This is a genomic window from Algoriphagus sp. 10J20-15 (genome assembly GCF_055809615.1).
Genome location: NZ_JBVVUG010000006.1, coordinates 1 through 26,087, shown reverse-complemented (window position 1 = coordinate 26,087; position 26,087 = coordinate 1). Strand labels below are relative to the sequence as shown.

17 protein-coding genes and 4 pseudogenes are annotated in these 26,087 nt (G+C 39.7%); 12 read left to right on the top strand and 9 right to left on the bottom strand.

The annotated features are described in order from the left end of the window. Positions 1-7: 7 nt before the first annotated feature. The 3 genes and pseudogenes from AC0L6R_RS03425 to AC0L6R_RS03415 form a co-directional block, all read right to left on the bottom strand. Positions 8-1,240, bottom strand: a pseudogene (locus tag AC0L6R_RS03425) (sensor histidine kinase); the annotation flags it as partial. A gap of 105 nt (positions 1,241-1,345) precedes the next feature. Then, positions 1,346-2,728, bottom strand: coding sequence for a ligand-binding sensor domain-containing protein (locus tag AC0L6R_RS03420; protein ID WP_473269930.1), 1,383 nt, complete (start codon positions 2,726-2,728; stop codon positions 1,346-1,348). Next, complete coding sequence (locus AC0L6R_RS03415; protein WP_473269929.1) at positions 2,670-3,761, bottom strand: ligand-binding sensor domain-containing protein; 1,092 nt, start codon at positions 3,759-3,761, stop codon at positions 2,670-2,672. The genes AC0L6R_RS03420 and AC0L6R_RS03415 overlap by 59 nt, the downstream gene beginning before the upstream one ends. Before the next feature lie 197 nt (positions 3,762-3,958). Between AC0L6R_RS03415 and AC0L6R_RS03410 the strand changes: the two are divergent. From AC0L6R_RS03410 to AC0L6R_RS03380, 7 genes and pseudogenes are all read left to right on the top strand, one after another. Further along, positions 3,959-4,294 (top strand): annotated as a pseudogene (locus AC0L6R_RS03410) (carboxypeptidase-like regulatory domain-containing protein); the annotation flags it as partial. Positions 4,295-4,395: 101 nt separating this feature from the next. Beyond that, positions 4,396-5,889, top strand: a complete 1,494-nt coding sequence (locus AC0L6R_RS03405; RefSeq protein ID WP_473270029.1) for a SusC/RagA family TonB-linked outer membrane protein — start codon at positions 4,396-4,398, stop codon at positions 5,887-5,889. Next, complete coding sequence (locus tag AC0L6R_RS03400; RefSeq protein ID WP_473269928.1) at positions 5,798-7,057, top strand: SusC/RagA family TonB-linked outer membrane protein; 1,260 nt, start codon at positions 5,798-5,800, stop codon at positions 7,055-7,057. Before AC0L6R_RS03405 ends, AC0L6R_RS03400 begins: the two co-directional genes overlap by 92 nt. A gap of 11 nt (positions 7,058-7,068) precedes the next feature. Next, the gene (locus tag AC0L6R_RS03395) at positions 7,069-8,766 is read left to right on the top strand and encodes a RagB/SusD family nutrient uptake outer membrane protein (protein ID WP_473269927.1); all 1,698 of its coding nucleotides are present in this window, start codon (positions 7,069-7,071) and stop codon (positions 8,764-8,766) included. A gap of 43 nt (positions 8,767-8,809) precedes the next feature. Beyond that, a pseudogene (locus AC0L6R_RS03390) lies at positions 8,810-9,945 on the top strand (glycoside hydrolase). Continuing rightward, a complete protein-coding gene (locus AC0L6R_RS03385) occupies positions 9,869-10,399 on the top strand; it encodes a glycoside hydrolase (RefSeq protein ID WP_473269926.1) in 531 nt (176 codons plus the stop codon). The pseudogene AC0L6R_RS03390 and the gene AC0L6R_RS03385 overlap by 77 nt, the downstream one beginning before the upstream one ends. Positions 10,400-11,102: 703 nt before the next feature. After that, entirely contained in the window at positions 11,103-12,221 is a 1,119-nt protein-coding gene (locus AC0L6R_RS03380) for a gamma-glutamylcyclotransferase family protein (RefSeq protein ID WP_473269925.1), read from the top strand. Between the two features lie 421 nt (positions 12,222-12,642). On the opposite strand, the gene AC0L6R_RS03375 is transcribed toward AC0L6R_RS03380, so the two are convergent. The 5 genes and pseudogenes from AC0L6R_RS03375 to AC0L6R_RS03355 all read right to left on the bottom strand — a co-directional run bounded on the left by AC0L6R_RS03375 (position 12,643) and on the right by AC0L6R_RS03355 (position 18,154). Next, complete coding sequence (locus AC0L6R_RS03375; RefSeq protein WP_473269924.1) at positions 12,643-13,491, bottom strand: glycosyltransferase family A protein; 849 nt, start codon at positions 13,489-13,491, stop codon at positions 12,643-12,645. Positions 13,492-13,511: 20 nt separating this feature from the next. Further along, positions 13,512-14,456, bottom strand: a complete 945-nt coding sequence (locus tag AC0L6R_RS03370; protein WP_473269923.1) for a glycosyltransferase family 2 protein — start codon at positions 14,454-14,456, stop codon at positions 13,512-13,514. A gap of 3 nt (positions 14,457-14,459) precedes the next feature. Beyond that, positions 14,460-15,404 carry a glycosyltransferase gene (locus AC0L6R_RS03365; protein WP_473269922.1) on the bottom strand — a complete coding sequence of 315 codons (945 nt, stop codon included), beginning with the start codon at positions 15,402-15,404 and terminating at the stop codon, positions 14,460-14,462. Continuing rightward, positions 15,401-17,221: pseudogene (locus AC0L6R_RS03360) on the bottom strand (ABC transporter ATP-binding protein). Before AC0L6R_RS03360 ends, AC0L6R_RS03365 begins: the two are co-directional and overlap by 4 nt. Positions 17,222-17,590: 369 nt before the next feature. After that, positions 17,591-18,154 (bottom strand): glycosyltransferase family 2 protein, encoded by a 564-nt coding sequence (locus tag AC0L6R_RS03355; protein WP_473269921.1) that lies wholly within the window; start codon positions 18,152-18,154, stop codon positions 17,591-17,593. Positions 18,155-19,632: 1,478 nt separating this feature from the next. Here AC0L6R_RS03355 and AC0L6R_RS03350 point away from each other — a divergent pair. The 5 genes from AC0L6R_RS03350 to AC0L6R_RS03330 all read left to right on the top strand — a co-directional run bounded on the left by AC0L6R_RS03350 (position 19,633) and on the right by AC0L6R_RS03330 (position 24,462). Further along, positions 19,633-19,989: a hypothetical protein gene (locus tag AC0L6R_RS03350; RefSeq protein ID WP_473269920.1), complete on the top strand. Its 357-nt coding sequence runs from the start codon at positions 19,633-19,635 to the stop codon at positions 19,987-19,989. Beyond that, positions 19,986-21,605 (top strand): hypothetical protein, encoded by a 1,620-nt coding sequence (locus tag AC0L6R_RS03345; protein ID WP_473269919.1) that lies wholly within the window; start codon positions 19,986-19,988, stop codon positions 21,603-21,605. The genes AC0L6R_RS03350 and AC0L6R_RS03345 overlap by 4 nt, the downstream gene beginning before the upstream one ends. Next, positions 21,550-21,993 carry a hypothetical protein gene (locus AC0L6R_RS03340; RefSeq protein WP_473269918.1) on the top strand — a complete coding sequence of 148 codons (444 nt, stop codon included), beginning with the start codon at positions 21,550-21,552 and terminating at the stop codon, positions 21,991-21,993. The genes AC0L6R_RS03345 and AC0L6R_RS03340 overlap by 56 nt, the downstream gene beginning before the upstream one ends. A 728-nt stretch (positions 21,994-22,721) precedes the next feature. Beyond that, positions 22,722-23,129, top strand: coding sequence for a response regulator (locus AC0L6R_RS03335; RefSeq protein WP_473269917.1), 408 nt, complete (start codon positions 22,722-22,724; stop codon positions 23,127-23,129). 415 nt (positions 23,130-23,544) lie between these two features. After that, entirely contained in the window at positions 23,545-24,462 is a 918-nt protein-coding gene (locus AC0L6R_RS03330; RefSeq protein ID WP_473269916.1) for a hypothetical protein, read from the top strand. Positions 24,463-24,946: 484 nt separating this feature from the next. Here AC0L6R_RS03330 and AC0L6R_RS03325 read toward each other — a convergent pair whose 3' ends face one another. Further along, positions 24,947-25,567 carry a response regulator transcription factor gene (locus AC0L6R_RS03325; RefSeq protein WP_473269915.1) on the bottom strand — a complete coding sequence of 207 codons (621 nt, stop codon included), beginning with the start codon at positions 25,565-25,567 and terminating at the stop codon, positions 24,947-24,949. Between the last annotated feature and the right edge of the window lie 520 nt (positions 25,568-26,087).

Sequence of the window (26,087 nt, the reverse complement as noted above, 5' to 3'; positions counted from 1 at the left end):
TCTTTTAAAAAATTCTTTTCCCGTTGAATTGCATTTTTTTCAGAGGATGTGAAATTATCCACCTGCTCATTTTTTTCCAGGTAGTAGGTGCGTAATCTGATTTTTGCATCCAAGCTAGATTTCTGACTCTGGACTTTAAAATATGCCCATTAAATGGCTTGGTAATGTAATCATCTGCTCCTTTGTCAAATCCTGAAGTGATGCTTTCGGTGCTGTCTTTGGCAGAAAGCAAAATCACAGGAATATGGGTGGTACCTTGGTTTTCTTTCAAAATCCCACATAAATCAATTCCGTTTTTCTCCGGCATCATAACATCCGAGATGATCAGGTCAGGAATATATTGGGTTGCTTTTTTTAATCCTTCTTCACCATTCTTGGCAAATATCAAATCATACTCGCCACAAAGGGAATTATTCAGGTATTCAAGAATTTGAGGATTATCGTCAATTATCAACAATACCTCCCTGTTTTCTTTTAGATTTAAGTTTACACTGGGTTGCAACTGCTTAGATTCCTGTTCTGAAATCCACTCATTGCTGTTTATTTCCGATAAAAAATCCTGTGCTGAACTTTCGTTTTTGGGTATCAAGATTGAAAAAGTACTGCCTTTTCCAGGGTTGCTGAGCAGACGAATGCTGCCTTTATGGTCTTCTACCAGCCTTTTGGTTAAAGCCAACCCGATACCATTACCCTGTTCTTGGGTATTTTCTCCACTTTGATAGTACCAGTTGAAAATCCTGTTTATCTTCCAGTGGAATTCCTGGCCCGGTATCACTCACAATTAGCTGGAATTCATCTTGTTTTTCTTCCAGCGAAACGATGATTTGATCTTTGGCCCTACAGTATTTTAGCGCATTGGAAAGTAGGTTATTGAATACGATATGGAATTTCTGAAGATCGATAGTCGCATTAAAATCATTCTTCGGTAGTTCGCTTTTTAACTTTATGCTCTTATGTTTGGCAAGGGGCTGATATTGTTCGATCCACTGTTTGATGGGAGTGACGATGGACTGGGACTTTAGATTCAATTCATAGACATTGAGTTCGGAGTTTCTAAACTCCAGAAGTTTGGAAATCATCTCATGGAGGTATTTTGCATTCTTCTGCACCAATTTAAGTCCTTTAAGATGTTTTGAATTGGTTATTTCCTGAATTAAATCATCCAAAGGAGCCATGATGAGTGTCAACGGTGTTTTAAGCTCATGTGAAAATCCTGTAAAAAACTGCACGCGTTCCTCATTGAGTTCATGTTCCAGTACACGCTGCTTTTTCTCAAATAGCAGGGAGTTTTTCAGCTTAAGCCTTTCCACATAATAGCGCATGCCGGCATTAGTCAACGTAACGATCAAGACCGCATAGAGTAGGTATGCAGGCCAGGCTCTCCAGAATGGGGAGCTATGATAATAGCCAACTGGTTTTCGGAAATGGCCGAGGTTCCGAAATTTGCTTTCACTTTCAGTGTATAGTTTCCGGGTGGTATATTACTTAGGTTGGCTGTACCTGCCTGGTTCGTTTCAATCCACTGGCTATGATAAGGCTCCAGCTTATAGGCATAGTTCACATCTTTACCTCTTGGGAATTTTAACGCAACAAAGTCTATGGATATCAAACTCTGATCGTGAGCCAACCTGAGTTCCTCGAGGTAGGGGAGACTTTTATTGAGTTGAAAATCTTCAGAATCAGTAGCGACGGAAATCCGCTTATTCATCAGCCTCAAATCAGTAAAGATTAATGGGTAGCTGGCAGTCTGGCTATCCAAGGTTTGTGAATTGAACACATTAATACCTTTATTCCCACCCAAGTAAACCTCCCCTGAGGCTGTGACGATAGAAGCTCCTATATTGAACTCACTGAACTGGATATTATTGATCGAGTTCAGGTTGCCGACCGTGTTGGTCTTGGAGTCGAAATAGCTGATCCCACGATACGTACCAAGCCAGATCTTTCCGTTTTCCCCCTTTACCAAGCTGTTGATGGAGTTGTTACTAAGACCGTTTTCTTCGGTAAAGAGGGTATAGGCTTTGGTTTCCGGGTTAAGCCTAATCAATCCTTCATATCTGCTTCCTGCCAGAACATCTCCATTTTCAAGAATTTCTATTCCAAAAACTACTTCCACTGGAAAACCCGGTATAGTCTTATTGTTGAAAAGTTCTTGCTCTCCAGTCAGGTAATTGTATCGGATTATTCCGTCTCCGAACGTTGCCAGCCATAGATTACCCAAATCATCTTCGGCAATATCTCTGATATCGATCTTACCAAGCACTTTTACATAATCAAAATTATCGATTGGCGGATGGTAACGATACAATCCGCCCCGGTTTGTACCTACCCATAGCTGCCCATTTTTACCCTCAAATATTTTCCGCACATCATTGCCTTCCTCCTGACTTTCCTGTAGGTAGTGCTTGCTCTTTCCCGTAGAGCTATTCAATAAGTTTAACCCGCCCTGGGATGTGCCAACCCAAAGGTTGCTGTTACTATCTTCCAGAATGGAGATGATGTAGTTATTTGAAATACTGCTGGGATCTGTAGGATCGTGTTTGAAATGTTGGAATTGCTCAGTTTGGGGGAAGTAGCGATCCAGTCCACCTCCATCTGTACCGATCCAAATACTGCCATTTTTTCCTTCAGCCAGTGATCCTATCCGGTCGTGGGAGATGGTCTGATTTTTAGATAAATTCCTTGTAATTAATTTGACGGGGTCTCCCGATGGATTTACAAAATTCAACCCTGTACTCTGTACCGATCCACATGTAACCGTTATCAGCCAGTTTCAGCGAAGAAACAGTTCTATTATAAACGCTCGATCCGTCTGATTCGGGTCTAAACCACTTTAGTTCAATCTCCTGATCTCGAAGAAATTTGGCTGTGTTTAAGATATTCAATCCACCATTTCTGGTACCTATCCAAAGGTTTCCCTCCGGACCTTTTTCAAAGCAAAGCACATTTCCGTCACTGAGTCCTTTTTCGGCAATTTTCGCCTCATTGATGGTTACTATTTCACCGTCTTTTCTGATGACACGGATTCCATCATTTGAGCCGACCCAGAGATTTCCCTGCTCATCCAAATAGAGTGCGTTTATATTTTCAGGGAAGGTAGGAGTTGATCTTTGTAATGGACTGACGGTATTTTTTCTCAGATCGATTTTATCCAATCCTTTATCAAAGTGTCCAACCCAAAGAATTGAATCGCCTTGTATGGCCAAGGATGAGATCCGTGATGAGGAAAGAGAATTGGGTTGGTAAGTAGAATAAGGAAAAAATGAAATGACGCTGTCAGCTTCCATTATAGCGACCCCACCTTCATAGTTGGCGATGATTTGTCGGCCATTGGGTTGGCTGATAATGTAGCTGATTGAATTTTCTGATGGCCTGTCAAAATGATGGAATAGATCTGTTTTTGGGTCGTATTTACTCAAGCCCTTATTCGTGGCGAGCAAAAGTTCCTGATTTGGGGTGATTTCCAAATGCTCTATATAGTTGGATGATGGTCCTGAATAGGAGAAAAGATTGCTTTTTCGATAGACTTGGAAATTATGCCCATCGTATCGGTTTAGACCATCTATCGTGGCAATCCAGATAAAGCCTAAAGAATCTTGCACAATGTGGTTAATGTAGTTGTTGGACAGACCGTCTTCTACATCTAGCAAGTAAAAGGTAAGGTGATTTTGATCTGAGAATACAGACCTTGTATCAACTTTTTGCGCATTTCCAACGATTGAAAAACACAGAATAAGGAAGGTTAGTAGTACGGGTTTCATCAACTCACAATCACCAAAAATGTAAACAAGTATACCAGTAAATTTCCTAGGAAGCGGCTTTTGCTCATTTTGTGCCCCCAAATTTACTGATTTATGCCCCGTGTTGAACGAGCTTTTTCCTGAACATTGCTTACTGAATTACGAGATTCTTCAATTAGAGTTTTGATAGTATCTGTTTAATAATAAACCTAAAAAATATGCGAACACAACTACCAGCCAGGGCATGGCTGTTTTGCATGTCATTTATGCTAGCAATGATGTGCAGTGTGCCCAATGTATTTGGTCAAGAAAAAATTTCAGGCCAAGTACTGGACGAAAACGGAACAGGACTCCCAGGAGCTTCAGTTTTATTGAAAGGCACTACCTCTGGTGCCGTGACAGACTTGGATGGCAATTTTACCTTGTCATTTACTCCAACTGAAAATGCTACACTTAGTATTTCCTTCATCGGATACGTTACTCAGGAGCGGGTTATTCAAAGTGGGGAAAGTAGAATCACCGTTCAACTGGTTCCTGATGAACAATCACTCAATGAGGTAGTGGTGGTGGGATACGGTGAGCAGAAGAAAGCAACCCTGACCGGCTCCATCTCACAGGTAGAAGGCAGGGATTTGAAAACAGTCCTCAACCCAATATTTCAAATTCACTTTCAGGAAGGTTTTCAGGGATCATTGCCAACAACAGAGGCGGTGAACCGGGATACGATGGATCAAGTATCAGTATTCGAGGTCTTGCAACTACTGGAAACAATGATGTCCTGGTAGTAGTGGATGGGGTACCCGGTCAGATAGGCGGTCTTGAGCGACTGAATCCCAATGACATTGAAAGTATTTCCGTATTAAAGGATGCCTCGGCAGCGATCTACGGATCCCGAGCTGCGAACGGCGTGATCCTGGTGACGACTAAGCGTGGGAAGTCCGGTAAGCCAGTGATTTCTTACAGCTTTAATCAAGGTTTTTCTTCTCCGACCCGACTGCCTGACATGGCTGATGCGGGTACTTATGGCCAGATCAGAAATGAAATTGCCTATTATAATAATCCTCAAGGTGGTTTAAACCAGATCTACTCAGAGGATGAGTTGGGGATGTTTAGAAACGGATCTGATCCACTTAACTATCCAAATACCGACTGGGCGGCTGCAGCGTTGAATAATTCAGCGTTACAAAGTCAGCATGATCTAAGCATCAGAGGTGGGTCGGAAAATGTGACTTATTTCCTGTCATTGGGTAAAACTGGTCAGGATGGACTGTATAAGGATGGAGCTACTCGCTATGACCAATATAGTTTCCGGTCAAATATAGATGCTGATATTACAGAACGATTCTCTGTGGGATTATCACTATCGGGTAGAAAAGAGGACAGGCAATATCCTACAGCAAGTGCAGGGAATATTTTTCGCTCCATCTATAGAGCTTATCCAACCGTTGCCGCCACTTATCCCAACGGACTTCCTTCTTCTGGAATCGAAAATTCCAATCCTGTCGTAATGGCTACCGATCAGGGTGGGTTAAACCAAAATCCCCGCTATGTATTCAATGGTATTCTGCGTGGTAAATATGAGTTTGGTTTCCTAGATGGTCTTTCCGCCGAAGGCTTCTTCTCGGTGGATGAAAGCTCGGATAGATCCAGAAACTTCAGTAAGCCATACACCTTGTATAATTATGACCGGACTTCAGATTCCTATAATCCGGTGGTTGTAGGCGGAGGTCCTGATCAGCAGCCAACACTCTCTGAGACGCATTATTCTCAGTCTATGATGGTGTCTAACCTTCGATTGAACTTCAAGCATTATTTCGGGGATCACTTTATTGATGCCTTTGTAGGGTATGAGCAGAGTGAAAACCGATCTCATACTCTGGGCGCTTCCAGGCTTCATTTTCCTACAGCAGAGACCCCTGAACTTTCCCAGGGAGGAGCAGCAGCATCAGATTACGACAACTGGGGAAGTAGCTACAACTATACCAGAAAAAGTTACCTGAGTAGAGTTGCCTACAATTACAATGAGAAATACCTGGCAGAACTTCAGATGAGAGTGGATGGCTCATCCAACTTCCCCTCAGACAGCAGGTATGGTTTTTTCCCATCTCTTTCGGTTGGGTATAGAATATCAGAAGAAAGGCTGGTTTAGAGAGAAAGTAGGCTTTTTTGATGACCTTAAATTCAGGGCTTCCTACGGTAAACTGGGAAATGACAACGTGGGCCAGTTCCAGTATTTTGATAATTACTCATTCAATAACCGCTATGTGTTGGGTGACGTAGTTCGCACCGGTATCGATCTGACCCGTCCTTCCAACCCAAATATAACCTGGGAAGTGGCCACTAAAACTGACCTGGGTTTCAATGCCGTTTGGCTTAAGAAATTCACCACAGAGTTTATTTATTTCCAACAGGATAGAAGTAAGATTTTGACAATCCGAAATGCCTCCATCCCTGGATCTTCCGGAATTGTGAACCCTTACGACGGGGAGTCTTTGGTTCCTGCAGAAAATATAGGTGAGGTAAAAAGCCATGGTTTTGAGTCCACTGTTGGGTATCAGCATGAAGGAAATATCAGTTTTGGAGTATCAGGTAACTTCACTTATGCCAAAAATGAAATTGTATTTATAGACGAGGCTGCCGGGGTATTGGAATATCAACGTCAAACGGGTAATCCGGTGAATACCTATTTGCTCTACAATGCCATTGGGATATTCAGAACTGAGGAGGAGTTAAACAATACCCCTCACGTCCCTGGTGCTATGGTGGGTGACCTGATTTATGAGGATTTCAACGGAGACGGTGTGATCAATGCGGATGATATGACCAGAAGCAAGTATGGGAATATTCCTCAGATTACTTTTGGTATGACCTTGAATGCGGCCTGGAAAAATTGGGATTTCTCAGCAGTTATATCCGGACAAACGCAGGTAAATCAATACGTTCTTCCAGAGTCTGGTACGGTGGGGAATTTTTATAGCAGCTGGGCAGATAACCGCTATTCACCTACCAATCCTGAAGGGACATATCCAAGAGTTAGTGAACGGTCTTCCTCTGCAGTCAGTGGCGGGTTGTATCGCAATAATTTCTGGTTGAATGATGCATCATTTGCCCGTTTGAAAAATGTGCAGATCGGTTACAATGTGCCTCAGCCGATCTTGGACAAGTTATCGATCAGCAGTTTGAAGATCTATGCGAATGCCTTTAACCTGTTTACACTCACAGGTGTCAAAGACTTTGATCCGGAAGGATCCAGTGAAAGCGGGCAATTCTATCCGCAGCAGAAGATCATCAACCTTGGCGTAAACATTCAATTTTAAACCCAAAGAAAATGACTAGTAAAAATATATTTAAACCTTTCCTAGGACTTGCGTTAAGCGGTCTATTGCTAGGTGGATGTCAGGATGATTTTCTTGATGTAGTTCCTACAGATAGAGTTTCGGATGCTTCTATTCTTTCAGACTCCACACTTTTCGAAGCCTACGTGATCAATAGATACCTAGGCGTGAGGCTTACCAATAAGGAGGGTGACTCCTATCAGCCAGGTTTTGGTCGTGGCTTTGAGTATGCTATGTGGAGCTCCCTTACCGATGAGTCGATTTATAATAATGACGATAATACCTGGTTTATCCAGCAGGGACAGCTTTCTCCACAAAATACCGGGATAGCTGGGACATTTTGGGGTAGATCCTATCGGAGTATTCGTGAAGTAAATTATGCGCTTGCCAATATAGCTGATTTGGAAATGAGCCAGTCAGGTAAGGATTTGCTGATTGCTGAGCTAAAATTTATCCGTGCTTTCCGTTATTTTGACCTCATTAAAAATTATGGCGATGTGGTGATGATGGGAGATAAGGTAGCCCAGCTGGGAGATGATTTTACTGACCCGGCTTTTTATGAGCGAGCTCCCAAAGAAGAGGCAATTGATTATGTGATTGGGGAACTGGATGCGGCTATCGCTACTTTACCACAGACCAACAGTGGCACTTGGCTGGAGGGCCGTGCAACCAAAGGAGCAGCAATGGCTTTGAAGTCCAGACTACTTCTTTACGCTGCGAGTCCACTTTATACTAACGGAGGATCTGATATCCAAAAATGGCAGCAAGCAGCACAAGCGGCAAAAGATTTAATGGACCTAGACCAATATAGTCTCTACCAAAGTGGGTATGGAGCGTTGTTTTTGACTCCGCAAAGTAATTCTGAAATCATCTTTGCCAGATACTATAATATCAATGCGAGACATACTGCGCTTGAAATTGCCAATGGCCCCAATGGATATGACGGTTGGGGTGGAAATGTGCCACTTCAAAACCTGATTGACGATTATGAAATGATGGACGGTACCCCGTTTGATTGGAATAATGAGGAACAGGCAAGTGCGCCCTATGAAAACAGGGATCCTAGATTTTACGAAAGTATTCTTTTCAACGGAGCTCCTTACAGAGACCGTACGGTGGAAACGTTTCTTCCAAATGGAAGAGATAGTCAAGGTGGACCTTCCAACTGGAATACCAGTAAAACAGGGTATTACCTAAGAAAATTTATTAATGAAGATTTGCCAATCAGAAACCCTTGGGAAGTAGCAGGAACTCAAAACTGGATTTATTTCAGGTATGCGGAGATATTGTTAAATTATGCCGAAGCCCAGAATGAATCCGCAGGTCCGGATGCAAGTGTTTATGATGCTGTGAATTCGATCAGAAGCAGGGCTGGTGTTGAAATGCCACCGCTTCCACCTGGGTTGAGTCAGGATGAAATGAGAGAAAAAATTCACCATGAGCGCAGGATTGAACTTGCTTTTGAGGAACATCGCTATTACGATGTAAGAAGATGGATGACTGCAGATGAGGTTGAAAATACCCCAGCCTACGGTATCGAAATCGTGAAAGCACAAGACGGTACATTGACTTACAACAGAAAAGTTTCACTCAATGGAAAGAAATTTGAAACACAAAATTACTGGTTACCGATTCCTCGTTCAGAAATCTTAGCTTCTGACAATCTATTGGAACAGAACCCGGGATATTGATCAGTTAAAAGGGAAGCCAAAAAGCTTCCCTTTTTAACTACTTATGTATATGACAAAAACAAAAATGACTGTTAAAAGCCTAACTTCCTTCCCTATTCTTCTATGTACGTTCGGGGTGTTTTTTGCATGTCAGACTTCAGGTCAGGAAAGCCAAAATCAGGAGGACGTAATTCAGACCATTGAAATCAATGCAAACAGTGCAGAAACATACCAAGTGATGGAGCATTTCGGTGCGTCGGATGCCCTCGTGGCTCAGTTTGTGGGACTTTGGCCTGATCAAAAGAAAAATGCCATTGCAGAACTGCTATTCAGTAAGGAGAATGATCAGCAAGGTAATCCCAAAGGAATAGCCTTGTCACTTTGGAGGTTTAATGTAGGAGCGGGTAGTGCCGGGCAAGGAGACCAAAGTGGAATCGGAGATGAATGGAGGAGGGCAGAATCCTTCCTGGAAACAAATGGATCTTATAATTGGGACAGACAGGCAGGGCAAGTATGGTTTGCTAAAGCCGCCCAGGAGTATGGTGTGGGTAAATTGCTTGTTTTCCCTAATAGCCCTCCTGTAAACTTTACCAAAACGGGTAAAGCCTATGCAACAGGAGGACAATCCAATTTGGATGGTGAAAACTATGGAAAGTTTGCAGACTACCTGGCTCAGGTGATCATAGGCCTAAAAGGAAAGGGACTTCAGGTAGATTATGTTAGTCCTGTGAATGAACCTCAATGGGACTGGTCTGATGGAGGACAGGAGGGAACCCCATTTTGGAATACTGAGATTTCGGGCTTAGTGAAAGCGCTCGATGCTGCCTTGACTAGGAATAGCTTGGACACAAAGATAGATGTGGCCGAAGCAGGCAAGATTAATTACCTCTACGAGCAGGCAGATAAGGATGGAAGGGGAGAGCAGATTAGCGCATTTTTCATTCAGGATCTTCCAGTTACATCGCAGACCTTACACATGTCAGTCCTACTGTGTCTGCCCATAGTTATTTCACAACTTCGCCATTTGAATCTGCAGTGCAGCAACGCGCCCAACTTGCCTCAGAAATTAATGCTGTCTCCGGATTGAGTTACTGGATGAGTGAGTATTGTATCCTGGGTGATAATGGAGGCGAAATCAATGGAAGTGGAAGAGATTCTGGGAATAGATCCAGCACTATATATGGCTCGGGTTATTCATAATGACCTCACGGTAGCCAATGCTTCTGCCTGGCATTGGTGGCTGGCAATTTCCCCTTATGACTATAAAGACGGCTTGGTGTATATAGACAAACAAAAGCAGGATGGTGATTTCCATGAAAGCAAGATGCTCTGGGCCTTGGGGAATTACAGTAGATTTATCCGTCCGGGGTATCAGAGAATAGCCGTGGAGCTTCCTAATGAAGTGCACCTGTCACCGGACTTATTGGTGTCTGCCTATCATGCCGCAGCTAATAATGAACTTGTTTTTGTACTGGTTAATTCCGGGATTAAAGAGATGCAGGTGAAATTGAATGCAGATGGGAAATTGGTTTCCGTCAAGGGTTTGTACGTGACCTCAAAAGATAAGAGTTTGGAATCTGTAGAAATGGAAACTGCGGAAGAAGGGATTACGATTCCAGCCAGATCTGTGGTTACTGTAGTATCAAATCCCTGATTTTAAGGTGCTGGACAATAGAACTGTGAGCTGTCAGAGGATTAAAGGTTTCATTGGTCAATTTGAAAAATGGCAACGATTGATTTGGTAATAAGAAAGTGTCCTATCCTAACATAAGTTTACTTGAATCATTTTTAATTTTTTTAATCTTTCTTCCGTCCATTTAGCCTGATCATTTCACGGGAGGCAAGAGATTATGGTATAAAGTCATCCCTCTTGCCTTCCCTTTTTTATTCCTTTTACTCTTGCACCTAGGGCCGGTCGGTGGCTGGGGCAGGTTCATACCTATTTGTCAAGCCAAAACACAAAAGCTAGGAGGGCTGAAATGTTAATTGCCAAGGACCTAACACTTCATTCGCCCATCAAATCCACCTATGACTGCCGAATCACTTTTTAATTAGAGAAGTAACAAAAATCATATTGTCCTGGGTAGGCTACGCAGATTATACTCATGTTCTTACAATTTCCTACAATAATATTCAAGTTCACTTGAAGGCTTTTACGAAAACCTTAATTTGGGCAAACAGCCCTTCGAAACCCTGTGGAAAAGCACGGGATATAAGTAAAGTGGAGGTGGGTGTTTTTTATAAATAATTTTTCTGTCTAATAATAAAAATACAAAATGGAAGATAGTTCAAATAAAATATTGCTGTAATTAGGAATATTTGGAAGTGTTTCAAGTATTTTATCAATACTGATTTATTTGGATGAAAAAAATCTATTGCACTTACTGATTGCAATTGCTTTACTCCTGGTAGGTGGGATATTTGGTTTCTATTTACAACAATATTTGTCAAGAAAACATGCTGAAAAGTCTGCAACAAATAAGGTGTTTAAAACGGCAGCAAGTTCGAAATACAATCACCAATTTTATAAGTACTTCTTAGATAAGATTAAAAGTGCGAAGCATGATATTTACATAACTGGTGAAGGATTTGAATGTAAAGATGACAAAGGAAAAAGGATTGCAAGAAATTTTATAAATGCGCATAGAGAAGCATTGAACACAGGAGTAAATATTGTCAGACTTCAGACAAAGGGTTTTGTGTCAGATGAATGGTCAAAGATGTTAAAGTCATTACTTGAGGACTATCCTGACAAATTCAAATTGTACGTCACAGAAAATTTCACAGAGAATAATCCTATTGCATCAATTTGCGCCATAGATGATGCGGACGATGAAAATAATGTAGTCGAATTTATGTTCTCCGTTAGAAGAAGTATAGGTGATACGGATGCTGAATTAGCTGGCTTGGCTTTTTTTATTGAGAATGATAAAGAACTCTGTAATGATTTTAAAAGTAAAGTACTTAATGAGATTAAGAAAGAAAACACTACAAAGAGAGTGACACTTGAGAATTTTGAAAGACTCTTAACCAATAAAATCTTGTATTTTTCATATGGTTCAAACATGGATGAAAAGCAGATGCAAAGTAGATGTAGTTCTGCTATAAAAATCAACAATGGGTTTATAACAGATCACAAATTGGTTTTTAACAGGAAAGGTTCCTACCGAGAGGGTGGGGTTGCAAGTATTGAACCTGCAGCCAGAAATAAAGTTTGGGGAGTTATATATCAATTATCCGAGCAGGATTTTATAGCACTTGATAAAATTGAAGACCCAAATGCATACATAAGAAAAGAAATGGAAGTGATGTCAGATAGGGAGGAATTTAGGTGTGAAGTATATTTGGCAATTCCGCAAGGCGATATACCACCAAATAAAGAATACTTGGAACTAATAATCCGGGCCGCGAAAAGGTCAAAACTTCCGAAAGATTACATTAGAAAATTGGAAGATTATAGAGAAAAAAGCATATGAAAATTTTTAAGATAGTCTTTTAAAATCCTTAGAAACACCTACTTGAATAAAATGATAATTTTTCCTGATCAAAGGGACATATCCTTAATTGGAGGACTTTTGAGCAACTAGATTTGAAATCAATGAATTAATTGACATAAATGCTCGGGTTAATCGAGTGTGAGGTTGACTAATAACCATTGACTTCCAAAAGGAGTTCTTTCCATTTTTTGCTAAAAGATTTCTATTTTCTTTCTACTCCAAGGTTTTATTGGATACGTACAAGCAAGCTTTTTAATTGAGGTTTTTAGGGGTGTCGCACGTTATTTTTTAAGTAAATCTTTCCCAAATAAACTGACCTCAAATCAATGGGGCTCTAAATTCCGATCCAATTTTTAGGCCTTTTATGAATTGTTTAAGTGCAAATCCAACTGTTGGCCTCCTAACTTTTATTCAACATGGGAGAATTGATGCTTTCTTCATGTCTGTATTTTGTAAAAAAAGAAAAGTAGGATAGTCCTTTATTGATTGCCTTGGACCAGCTTCTTGGATTTCGGATGGGGCCTCCCAACTGTTGGGTGAGAAACGCTGTATGTTTATTATTCAACAAGGCTATTGTTCTCTTTTTATCCTGCTTTGTGACCGATTTACGGCGAGAAATGGTATGTATTCTATAGTAAAACCCTAAGATTGGAAGCTTTTTAACCTGGCCACCATTTTTTAGCAAACTGATCCAGAACTCCCAATCTTCCCATCCCCATTTCAATCGCTCATCAAATCCTCCTACAGCTTCCCAATCACTTTTTCTAAATAAGGATGTAACAAATATCATATTGTCCTGGGCTAATGACTGCCTGCAGAATGGTCCTAATTTCCAATGACCTGATTTAAGTCCAAATTTCTCTGCTTCACAATACACCAGCTTGATATCTGAATCTTGTTCAAGAAAGTATATTCCCTGCTCTAGGTAGTTACTCCCGATTTTATCGTCTGCATCTAGCGGCAGGATGTACTTGCCCTTGGCTATGGCTATGGCTCTGTTCCTTGCTACCGAAGGGCCGGAATTATTTTGGGTGAAGGACTGGATTAGCGTTGGATATTGTAATGCAATTTCTTGTGCTACCTGGAATGAACCATCAGTAGATCCATCGTCAATTATAATGATTTCGAAATGCTGATAGGTAGATTCAAAAACTGAATTCACAGCCTCCAGAAGATATTTTCCATGATTATAGCAGGGTATAATTATGGATACTAATGGGGTTTTAGGGGAGAGGTTTTGGTTTTTCATTGGGAATTAGTTGGTTTAGCTTAAAAGTTGGCGTGGGATAGTACCCGCTGATGTTTGCGGGCTAGGTTGTGGTATTTTATTAGCTTAGAAAAATCACTTAGTCGGAACATTTGCTTTAAATGTGAGACATTCCAAAGTGGTCCGGTGAGCATGGAGTGTTTAAACAACCTCTCTTCTTGAACCTGATTCAAAATCAATAACTGCTCTTTTTCCTTGGGGTGTAAAGAAGTGCCTGTGATTTGCTCAGAAAGCCATTGCCGGAGTTGGAGTTCCCCATAGTACATCTGGAGTTTTTGTTGGCTCATGCTATCAGCATGTACCCGGATTTTGGTAAAGGCTGATGTATTAGGCAAGTACTGGAAGTGATGTCCCCGCAGCGCGCACTGAAGCCAGAAGTACCAATCTTCAGAATTTGTAACTGATTCAGGAAATACAATTCCATCTTCAATGATAGCTCTTCTAACAAGCGGGCTGGATACTGTAGTATAGTTTCCTCGGATGAGTGTCTGTAACAATCCAAACCCTTGATCATCCAAAATCGGATGTCGTGTCTGGTTTTTTAAGGCAAGATCCTCCCATGTTTTTTCAGGAAATTTGGTGTCGAAATACCAAGTCTGGCAATAGGAAATGCTTATCTCGGGATTTTCTTCCAGGTGCCTGACCTGTAATTCAAGCTTGTGCTTGCTGATTAAATCATCAGCATCCAGAAATTGCAAATATTCTCCTGTACTAAGGGAGAGACCTGTATTTCGGGCATTTGATAGCCCATGGTTTTCCTGATAGTGATACTTGATCCGCTTGTCCTTGATCTGATATAGCTTTGCTACCTGTTCGGTATGATCAGTAGATCCATCGTCAACAATCCAAACTTCCCAGTCTGCCCAGCTCTGCGCCAAAATTGAATCCAAGCATTCACCCAGATAGCCTGCGTAGTTATAGCTAGGTATGATTATAGAAACTTTCATGGGCTATTTGAACAAGCTTTTGGTCTTCACGCCCCAGATCTGTCTGATTGCAAAACCCAGGCGTTTTTTAGGCTTTTGTTTTGGAATGTGAAGCAGTTCCTCCTGATGCTTCCAGATGGTGTATCCAAACCTGAAATTGAAATAATTATCATCCCGGTTCTTTCCCTGCTCGAAAAGGTTGTTTGTAAACCCATGACCATAAACCTGTTTTTCATAGTCCGCGCAGATTTCCAACCAATCATTTTCCCGCTGGATTCTGGAAATGGCGGTTTGAAGTTTGCTCTCTTTTCTCCTGGCACCAAGAATGTCGGTAATGCTTGATTGATGTTGCCGGTAGTTTACCAGGCATTCATTTTTAAAGTCTATGCTACCATAGTGGGAGGCCACAAATACCATCCAATGATCATAAAATCCTTTTTGAGGAAAAGGGAAAATATAATCCAGTAATACTTTGCGAAACAGCATGCTATGCCCTGATACACAGTTGAAAAACAAAAATGATTTGGGTTGTTTTCCTTTTACAAAGTTGAGTTTGCTACTCATACGGATACCCATCCTTTTGCCATCTCCATCAATCAGTTCGGAGTCATGGTAAACCAGCAAATGATCTTCGAGGATGTGGAATAGTTTTTCTATTTTGTCCAAGCCCCAGATATCATCCTGATCGCATGGTGCAATGAGTTCGCCTAGGCAAGCCTTGAAATTGGCTGCAAAATTCTCTTGATAACCTAGGTTTACCCGGTTTTGAGTAAGCTTGATCTGAGGGAATTGTTTTGCGTATTCCTGGATAATAGCTACAGTGTCATCTGAAGAACAATCATCAAAAATGGAAATTTCCAAGTTTGGATAGGTCTGATAAACCAGGCTGTCCAATTGTTCACGTAAGTATCGGGAGCCATTGTAGGTACACATGGCAATAGAAATCAAAGGTAGATTTGAGGTATTCATCCTTGTGTAAATTGTTGTTTATCAATTAGGTTGCTGTACATTCCTTCCTGAATGAGTAGCTCAAAATGGGTCCCCCGCTCCACAATCTTCCCTTTGTCCAGAACAAGGATTAAATCTGCATTTTGGATGGTGCTAAGGCGATGTGCGATAACGCATGGGTGGTACGGTTCTTCATTAGCTTATTCAGTGCATCCTGCACCAGAAATTCTGATTCGGTGTCCAATGCGGAAGTAGCTTCGTCCAAGAGTAGGATAGGGGGATTCTTTAATACGGCTCTGGCTATACAGATACGTTGCTTCTGACCACCTGATAATTTGGTGCCTCTATCCCCGATATTGGAATCAAATCCTTTTGGGGTCTGAAGAATAAAATCCTCAGCGTTGGCGATTTTGGCAGCAAGCTGGATTTCTTCCATACTGGCATCAGGATTACCGAAAGCTATATTATTGGCTATGGAATCATGAAATAGAATAGATTCCTGATTTACAATGCCAATCAAAGCACGTAAGGAATCGCTGGAAAGATCTCTGATGTCAACCCCGTCAAAGGATATGCTTCCTTCCTGAGGATCGATAAATCTTGGGATCAGATCCATCAAGGTGGATTTACCGCCTCCTGAAGGGCCAACCAGGGCAACGGTAAATCCCCTTGGGATTACCATATCTATATTTTTCAGGATTTTTTCGTGGCCATAGGAGAAGCTCACTTCTTTCAATGCAATGCCATTATTTAAACTATGGACTTGGATCGCTCCCTCCTGATCTTTCACTAAGGCTTTTTCATCGATCAGTTCCAAGACCCTTTCTCCAGCTGCAATTCCTGAATGAATGGTGCTAAAGGATTCTGTGATCGCTTTGGCAGGACGCATGATCTGCGAGAAAATAGCTATGTAGGTGATGAATGCCGAGGCACTGAGTTCAGATTGGTTATCAATCACCAGAGACCCTCCGTAAAGTACTATGATGATGACCATGACTACTCCGAGTAGCTCGGATACAGGTGAGGCTAATTGCTGGCGGTAGGACATTTTCCTGCCGATCTCGGAGAAGCTTAACATTTTCCTGGTGAAATCTGTTTTTGATTCGTTCAGTAGCATTGAAGGCTTTGATAATCTTTATTCCTGAAAGCGCCTCATCCAGATAGCTTACCATCAGGCCAAACGTTTCCTGTGCCTCTTTTGCCTGTGCTTTCAGGCGCTTTACAATTTGGGAAATCACAAAGGCTGATATGGGAATAACCAGCATGGCAAACAGGGTCAGCTTATAAGAGATAGCGAACAGGATGAAAAGGTATGCCAATAACTGGAATGGTTCTTTGAATAAAACCTGAAGGGTGCTGGTAACTGAATACTGTACTACCTGTACATCAGAAGTGATTTTGGCAATGATATTTCCCTTCCTTTGCTCATTAAAGTAACCTACATGTAAATCCATTACATGATTAAACACTGTTCTTCTCAAATTCAGTAAGGTGTGAATCCAAAGGTTTTCCAACACCCTCTGCGAAATATACCGGAATGTATTGCTGAGCAGTACCGAAAGGAAGATGAAAAAACACACCCATTTTAATGCTTCGTAGGCTCCCCAGCTTTGTTGGATCGAGTAGACATAGTAACTGAAGTAGTCCATAATGTCTACCCATGACTCAGGCTTTACCACCGTTGTTGTTTTTTCCTTAAAAAGTGTACTGAGTAAGGGGGCAAGTAGGGCTAGATTTAGGGTGTTGAACAGCACCGAAAAAATGGTGAATAACACGTAGGGGATTGCGTATTTTTCAATGGGTTTCGCAAATGAAAGTAAGCGCCAATAGGTTTGCATAGTAGATTTATAAAGCAGTTAATTCTTTATTTACCAATAGGCCATGGATAGTATGGGTGACTTCAGCTATGCTTTTTCTTCCCTTATTGCACATCAAAAGATTCCGTAGTCTTTTTCTGGAATGCCGGATTTCATTTTTATGTACATCAAGTGCTGCATAGGATTTTAAGATCCAAAATTGCCCTATTAGTAATTTTGGCATTACTTCAGTCCATAGTAGGTACAACTTCCAGCGTTTGAGATCCTTTCTGTCCATATGGATGGCATCGGAATAACATGCGGTTGCGGAAGTAGATCTCCTTGATTCTTGTTTTTTGAAAATAGCTTTTGGTGGTATGGGAGCCTAAATGAAAGCATGTAGCTTCATGCTCATAGTAACAAGACCAGCCCATTTTCCAGGGCACGCATGGATAGGTCCAGGCCTTCGGCATAAAAAGGAGAATAGATTTCATCAAAGCCTCCCAGTTTCAGTAGCTTTTGCCGGTTTATCAGGCAGTTTGCACCTGATAGGAAGGTGGTAGGTATTCTACTGCTTAAGGATGAGTTGGGATAAACCTGCCGGTCGGATTTTAGTTTGTATCCATTAAACCTGGGAATTTTTGCTGCAACTTCTATTTTAGCTCCTGTTTTGTCCAGAATTTTACCCATTACCCCAAAGGTGTTGCTGTCTTCGAAATATGGGAGCAATTTTTCCAGGTAATCAGGTGCTAGTTTGATATCTGAATTCAGCAAAAAAACCAAGTCATGCTTAGCTGCCAAAATTCCTCTATTACAGGAAAATGAAAACCCCTTGTTTTGGAAATTTTGAAGAATAGTAATAGCTGGGTAATGCTGCTTTATGAAAGAAACGGAATCGTCCTGAGAGGCATCATCTACAAGGATAAACTCATATTCGCAATTCGATTTTTTCAGTGCCTTAATTGTGAATGGCAAATAGGATCTCCAGGAAGGTCTCTGCCGTTATAATTAGGCAGGACCACTGATAGGGTGTAATTCAAAATAGTAGTGGTTTAGTTGGGATGAAGACGCTCAAACCTGTTGAATCGCTACAAAAAATTAAAATTTAAATTAGTTCTCTTGTAAATTTTGAAATAGTCAACAGCGCGATTTGAGTAATTGAATTCAACAAATACCTTCCTGAAGATCAAGCGTCTGGATGTGACTTTACCGCCTTTTCTTTTGATTTTAGTTTAATTAATTTTTAAGGAAAAAAAAGTAAAACTATTCTGTTTTTGGGAGGAGAATCTTTTGGTTTCTAGTTTGGGAGGGGATTGATCTGAGCTAAGAAATTGAGTCAGAAAGTGGTTAAAATGAAGAAAAAAATACCTCTTACTTTTTTGAACCGGCAATGCCACAAGCATATTCCCTTCCTAATCATTTTTTGAATCGGTTTGAAAACTCCAGTTCAAATTACACTGTGGTATTTCTAGCAGAATTGGAAATGATTGGTTTGTTCCAAGACTGCTTTTATAGTCCCCCTAAATTCGCTGAATCAGCACTGATTCAACACTGGTTCATCACTGGTTCAAATCAATTATATTTTTTTCTATTCCTTCTTTCGCCAATTTACCCTGATCCCGTCACACGAGGCAAGAGACTACGGCATAAAGCCAGCGCTCCTGCCTTTGCTGGTTTATTCCGTTTCCTCATGCTCTTAGTGCAAAAAACGATGAAATTGATTCCCTGCTGGTAATTCAAGTTTACCCATAGATTATTATACAAATTTACTCCTCGTTGGTGGGGCAAACTGACCCGCGTCAGAAATTGTTTTTTTTGGAAAAGAATAGGAGGCTATTAAGATCTACATATGAATAAGTCCAAAATCATAACCTCCCATTTACCAGTAAGTTCATCGTCTGAATTCATCGAAGCCCCCCCTCTGGCAGATGGATTTTGGACTGAATTGTTCCTGATTCACACCGCGTCGAATAAATGTGGAGAATCCATAAGAAAATGTAAAATCCATCCTACAAATCAATAATTTAAGCGCGACTAGGTCCACTGTTCCGGACCACAAAAATCAATATAAAATGGGTGGCAATTGTAGCGCTGATAGGAGGTCCATTTGATCACTATATTCAATCGTCACTTCGGAAAGATTTTATTCGTTGCATACGTAGTGGAGCTTAAGTCTCCTTTTGCTGCGATGATAAAGTGTTTTTTTGAGGACATGGTTTCAAATGGTTTTTTTTTGACAGAATGAAGAAAAATATTGTTAGAAACCTTCGAATAATTGTAATAACCACGGGTTTTATCTATTTGGAGTGTTATTGGTAGTATTAAAAAAGAGGTTGATTAATAAAAAAATGTTGTTGATTTTGTTTTTTTACCTGCAAAAACACCTTAGAAAAAAGTAGCTGCCAGAATATTTAGCTTAGAAAGTTGAATGAGGAAAAATTCAATTTTCTATGATGACTCTGGATTTTTTTAAATTGGCTCAAGGGAGTATTAAGATTTCATTGGCTGTCATTCTGATTTGTTTCACTTTCAGCCCTGCTAAAGCGCAGGAAATAAAAGTCTTAGCAGATCAGGTTACTTTTACCAGCCCAGCTGATAAAATGACTTCTATGGTGGGATGTGGTTTTTTGAATTTGGGTCCCTGTTACAGTGCCACCGTCCAATACCCTGGATACGCGGTGCTGGAAGATAATCAGTATGCCCGTCTTTTGTCAAGCCCCGGATTATTGGCCGGCTTGGGAAGTTATGACGGAGAAATTGAATTGAAATTTCCTGTAACCGTTCCTGCTGATAATCCTGGTCCTATGTGAGGATTGGGGCAGATGAAAACCTCTTGCAGCTATTAACTGGGGGAAGTCTAGGAGAGTTTTTATCCACTACCCTTGGACTGGTTATTTTGGGTGAACAGGAAATTAAAATTGATGTCAGAAACTCTTCCGGTGCCACTGTGTTGACCAGAAACAGTACCCAGGGTTTTGATACGGATGATGTTCGATTAGTGCAGGATAAGAATGGATATTACTACCTTGCTCTGAAACCAAACCTGCCATATGATAGGATCCGCTTGTCGAATCGGTCCACTGCATTGGCTGGGCTTGGTTCGGAATATACCCTGGATGTCTGGTATGCCTTTTATTTTGAAGTGGATCCCTGTTCGGTGGTTCCTACATTCACCAGCTATGATGGAAGCGGAATCAATTTAGACCTAGTGGACCTGAATCCCCCTGTCTTAGGATTGGAACTTGCTGTGGATAGGGACTTGGAAACTTTCTCTGAGATTTCACTTGGAGTTATAGGGCTAGCCGGAACGGTTGAACAGCTAATCTATTTCAATTCTCCCGTGGAGCCGGGTAATGAAATCACAGTCAGCCTTGCTTCAGGTCAATCACTGGTCGATCTGGATCTATTAGAATATGTGGAACTAGTAGCGTATTCAGACGGTGTAATCGTTAGTTCGGTTACCGCTTCTACCTTATTAGACCTGGATGTATTGGGCCTTTTCTCCACTGGTGAATTTTTCGATTTCCCGATAAGTAGTGATGATTATCCGATTGACCGTATAGGAATAAAAATTTCATCTCTGCTAGGTCTAGGTGTCTTGGAAGGGAATCTTCAGATCAGTGAAACACAAGTGCGGCCCAAAAGGCCTGAAATTACACTGGAATCGGAAGATGGGGCTTTTCAAATTTGTCAGGGACAAACGGTCACAATAAGCCCAGAAAACATAGCTGGGGGAGAATTAAATTGGTACCGGATAGAAGGAGAAGAAGAGATTGCCATGGGCACCATGGATTCTTATACCACCTCTGAGGAACTTCCTGCAGGAGATTATCAATTTTCTGTCAAATCCACTGGCTTACTTTGTAGCGGAGAAAGTGAACCATCAATTTTTCAGGTAAAGGTTTTGCCCGCACCATCTTTGGCAAACTTTACTGTTACCCCATCTGGAGAGGTGGGGATAGATGAAAATGGCCTTTTTACTTATATAGAAGGAATCAATCCGGTAATTCTTACCCCAGCCTTGACTGATTGGTCAGGTGAAGGGGAATTCAAATGGTACCAGGACGAGAATCAAACTGTTGAAATCCAACATGGGAGTTTGGTGGATGGGGTGTCTTACTCAGTGGATGAAGGAAGCTTGAGTATTTCTGGGCTGACCTACTCGGACCAGTTTGATTCGATCAATTATTTTCTGGTTTGGCAACCTGAAGAAGGATGTTCAGCACCTTCACCGAAATTAGTGAGTTTGAATTCTATGGCTAGGATATTAAACAGATCCGTCCAGTTTTTTCATGCAGAAACACGACCGGAAAGAACGGTTTTGGTAGAATGGAAAGTCCATGAAAATTCATTGTCAAGCTCTGTGGTCCATGGAAAGAAGCGGTTCCGATATGATTTTCAAAGAGATCTGGAATGGGAATCTTAAGGATGGGGAGTATGGGAGCTTTGAGGATACTAACCCCATGTTCGGTGATAATTATTATAGGATTCGGGTAATTTCGGATACTGGAGTTGCGCCTTTGGTTTCAAAACTTAACAGGGTCTTCATTCCCCATTTTTCAGAAGCTGAATTATTTGTTTACCCTAATCATTTCAAGGATTCTTTTTCTATTGGTACTACTGAATACAGTGCTAAGAAACTAACCTACTATCTCTACTCCAGTCAGGGTGCGCTTGTCGCAAATGGACAGGCATTAATTGAGCCACAATCGCCTTTCATGATAGTAAATTTGGAATCAATTGCCTTGGGTGAGTATTTTTTATTGTTGTTTGACCAAGAAGTCAAACATAGTTTTCATTTGATAAAAAAATGAATTTAATTTTTAGTGAACTTGGTATGAAGTTCATTATGGTTTTCAGATGCATGGAATGGGTGAGGTATTATTAAATCAAGTCTGTTTTATGGTTAGTATCGGGTTCGGATTATCGTGGCATCCTGATCCCAGTACTGTTTTTTATTCGAATACATTCTGTAAAATTTGATGTTTTCTGAGGATTTAAAAGGATAAGTTAGACTTAAGAATTGAGGCTGTTTCAGCCTGTGCTGTCAGTGCGGGAATCTTAGGGCATCGATCTTCCGACCAGATAATCAAATAATCTAAGTTGACTGCCATCTTTGCGGATAAGAAAAAATTTTACTAGCCGTGAATGTGATGAATGAAGCAGATTGGCCAGAGATCATTTCATCCTTTTCATTATTTAATTCTTGGTCTGCCTTTCTTTCAGAAATCGATGTTTTCTTAAGGATATTGATCATTTATACCTGATGGTTTGTTTCATTGAAGGATTTTGTAGGGATATGTATAAATATTGTTACGGAAATTAATATAAAGGTGATCGTGATTCCATAACGATTAAATCCATAGGTTTATGAAGAGCAGAAAAATGTATATTATAATGTAAATATGTGGTTTGAAATATATGGGCAATGGACATTGAATTAGCACATTTTTATTACTAAGCAGGAACTTATATATTTGGATAATAGGGCTTTAGGAATAGAGCCAAATAATTTTAATAGTTAAAATATCGCTGTTTTTTTATGAATACTTCGGAAATACTTTTGATTGATGATGACCCTATTTCAATACTTCTATCAAGGTTCTTTCTTGAGAAAACCATACCAAAGGATGGTTCTGTGCGGGTTACATGCTTTTGCTGTCCATTTGAAGGATTGCAGTATGTGAAGGATTTTTGTGGTTCAGAAAGGTATTGCCATGAAAATAGCAGAATTCTTCTGGATTTGAATATGCCTGGCATGGATGGATGGAAATTTATGGAACATCTCAAAGCAATCGATTTGCAAAAACGAATAAAGGTAATTATCCATTCTTCCTCTAATAATATTTTGGATAGAGAAAAAGCAATAAAGATCAACCATGTTGATTATTATATATCTAAACCTATGACTCAAGATAAAGCAAGTAGTGTAATGAAATGGATTTCTTAAATTGATGCATACTATTGGAAAATTAAATCAATCGTGTAAATTTAAATAGTACAATGTATACTCTTTTTTTTTGATCACATTCATTTGTTTGCTTGTTTCATCCATTTTCTTAGGATTATCTGTTTCAAAAGGATTGAATTCTCCTATTGAAAGAAAATTCTTACTATTTAACTTGTCTTTATTGGTATGGCAATTGTATGAGCTTTGTTTAAGGAGCGGCTATTTTTTGAATATTGTTAAGGGTTTTAATAATTATTTTTCTATTTTTTATATTATTATCGGATACCTCTTGTTTGATTTGGTTACCGGATTAGTAAATGAGCAGGGGAGAAGATATTTTTTGATTAAGTTGATTATGTTAATCTATAGTTTATGGTTGTTTATAGATTATATTACTTTTCCAGCTGAAATAAGTATGCAACATTCCAGTGTTTTTGGATATGCACTTGAGTTTCGTGAAGACTCTAAAGATTTTGCTATTCCCATATGGATTTTTTTTGAATTGCTTGTGACACTATTTTTCTTGTTTATGACTGTCAGAACTACTAAAAATAAGATTGTTGGATTGAATTTTGTAAACTATATAGCCCTAGTAGTGGTGTTGTTTGCTACTGTTTCTCAATTTATATTTCCTATATTTTATAATAGAAGTCTTCCGGGCTTGTCTATTGTGTTAACAGGTTTTTTGGCAGCCTTCTATTTTCTGATAGAAAATAATTATATATTGATTAAGTATTATTCAGGGAATCTATTTGATAAGATAAAAAATGAAAGCAAACTCTTCTTCTTATTTAATAAGGAGGGGCAGATTTTTTATCCTAATCCACTGATGCAGGATTTGCTCAATAACACCAATTCCATTACTGAGCTTCATCCCAGACCTGAATTCGTGGAAAGGATGATGCCCTCAATTAAAAGATCTTCCATTTACATTGGTAGACAGAAAGAATTGGAGATGATCACCTCTGAGGAAAAAATAGGCAAGGATTATTTTAAAATCTCTTGTTTTCTTTTCAATGCAAGTAATTCATTTACAGGTGGTATGGTAGTAGGAATGACGCCTGAAAGAAAGGTTAATTATGAAAACCCTATTCTTAGTTCTTTCAACAGTTTTAAACGTATAAGTGATATTCCGAATTCCTTTTTACTGGAAGTGGACCTTTTTGAGAAAGTCATCAAAATAAATGATAAGGTATTTGTGAAATATCCATTTTTCGAAGCAAGGAACTTTACGTTTGTTGAATTTTTCAGATTTTTGAAGAGAAAGCTCCAGCGTGAGGACTTTAAAAGGGTGATTGATTTTTACAGATTTATCAGCAGAGGTATTATTTGATGGCAATCCCAAAAAAACAACCATGACATTAAATTCCCAAGATTTCTATTATTCTTTTGAAGTAGGGTTCAAAAAAATTGGCTTCAATTTGACTTCCAACGACTGAACCTCATAGACATCACTCGACGTAACTGATGGGAAAATTCCCGAAATGGAAGTTGAGTGGATGAAAAAACAGGTCCCATGGGTCGTTTCGCATGTTTTCAGAAAACCTGTTGCCAACGTTTTGGGACTGTTGAATATCATAAAAAATGATGAAACAGATATCGAGCTGCTTCAATCTGCCACGGAAATATTGAGTTTAATTCGAGGAAGAAATAAAGGATCTTGATTTGAAATTTGATCAGTTTATTTCCAGGGATTCGACGACAAGTCTTAACCTGATATTTTGTTGATCAACTGCATGATCTCCTTATAGTAATTTCTTCCTATTGGAATTTCGCGGTTTTTCAATTTAATAATTTTGGAATTGATCGCATTGATTTTATTTAGATTTCACAATGTCCGATTTATTAACTCGAAAGAATTGGCTTTCAGGTAAATGCACCAAAATTTCTTTTGCGGTATTTCGTAATGTATAGGCTTTTTCGTTGACCCACAAATGGGTATAGCTGCCGTCTGCCTTTAACCAATCGATTTCTTTTACTTCTATTCTGATTAACCAGCCGTTTTCTCGGATATAGATATCTGCATTATCACTCGGGACTAAATTGGCTTCATTTAGCTTTTTCTTAGCTTTGAAGTTATTGACCGCAAATTCTATGGTAGTGACAATACTTTTTATATTGAAGGGTTTGGTTATAAACCCTTCAGGATTCAAATGGGCAACTTTTTCTATTACCTCTTTTCCGGATGCCGATGTCAAAAATACTATGGGTAGGCTCATTTTTTTCCTAATTTCTGCGGCGAGGTTGATACCGGTTTTAACTCCTTTTAGTTTGATGTCAATTAAAACCAGATCTGGTTTTTTTTCTTCAATCTCAATCAAGGCATCTTCTGCATTATCCAAAATTCCAAGAACCGAATAGTTTTGAATGGTTAGTATTTCATTGATGTTTTCTGATAACCTTTTGTTGTCCTCAATTAATATTATACTTGTTTGCATTGTAATCTTTGAAGTTCATTTGAAGCTGTAAATTAATTTTTTTTGAATTAAAATGAATACCATTTACATATTTGTTGGAGTATAATTTCAATATTTTTGCAATTATTCCATGTATCCAATTAGTAAAACTAAAAAAATAGGATTTATCTGGTTTTAAAATGTGCCCTTTTATAATTTAGGTATCGTAATACTGCATCTTGGTTACATAATTTTATGAAATAGTAACAGTTTCTGTTATTATTATTTTCATCCTGTTTTTAATGGCTATTTTTGCCTTGAAGTGTATTAAGCACATCGTTTATCAGGAGATTTAGAGCGAATTTGTGTCAGTTTATTTCATGATTCGATATGAATTTTATTTGATTTTCAAATGATTTTAATCCTGTTTTTTGTATTGTATTTCCCCGATTTAGGTTGATGCCGACGTTGGTTTTATAGAATTAATTGATCAATCTTAGTGCTTCTTGATCGTCTATGAATACCTTTTTCTAATAGTAGTATTCACTAGATGATCATATGA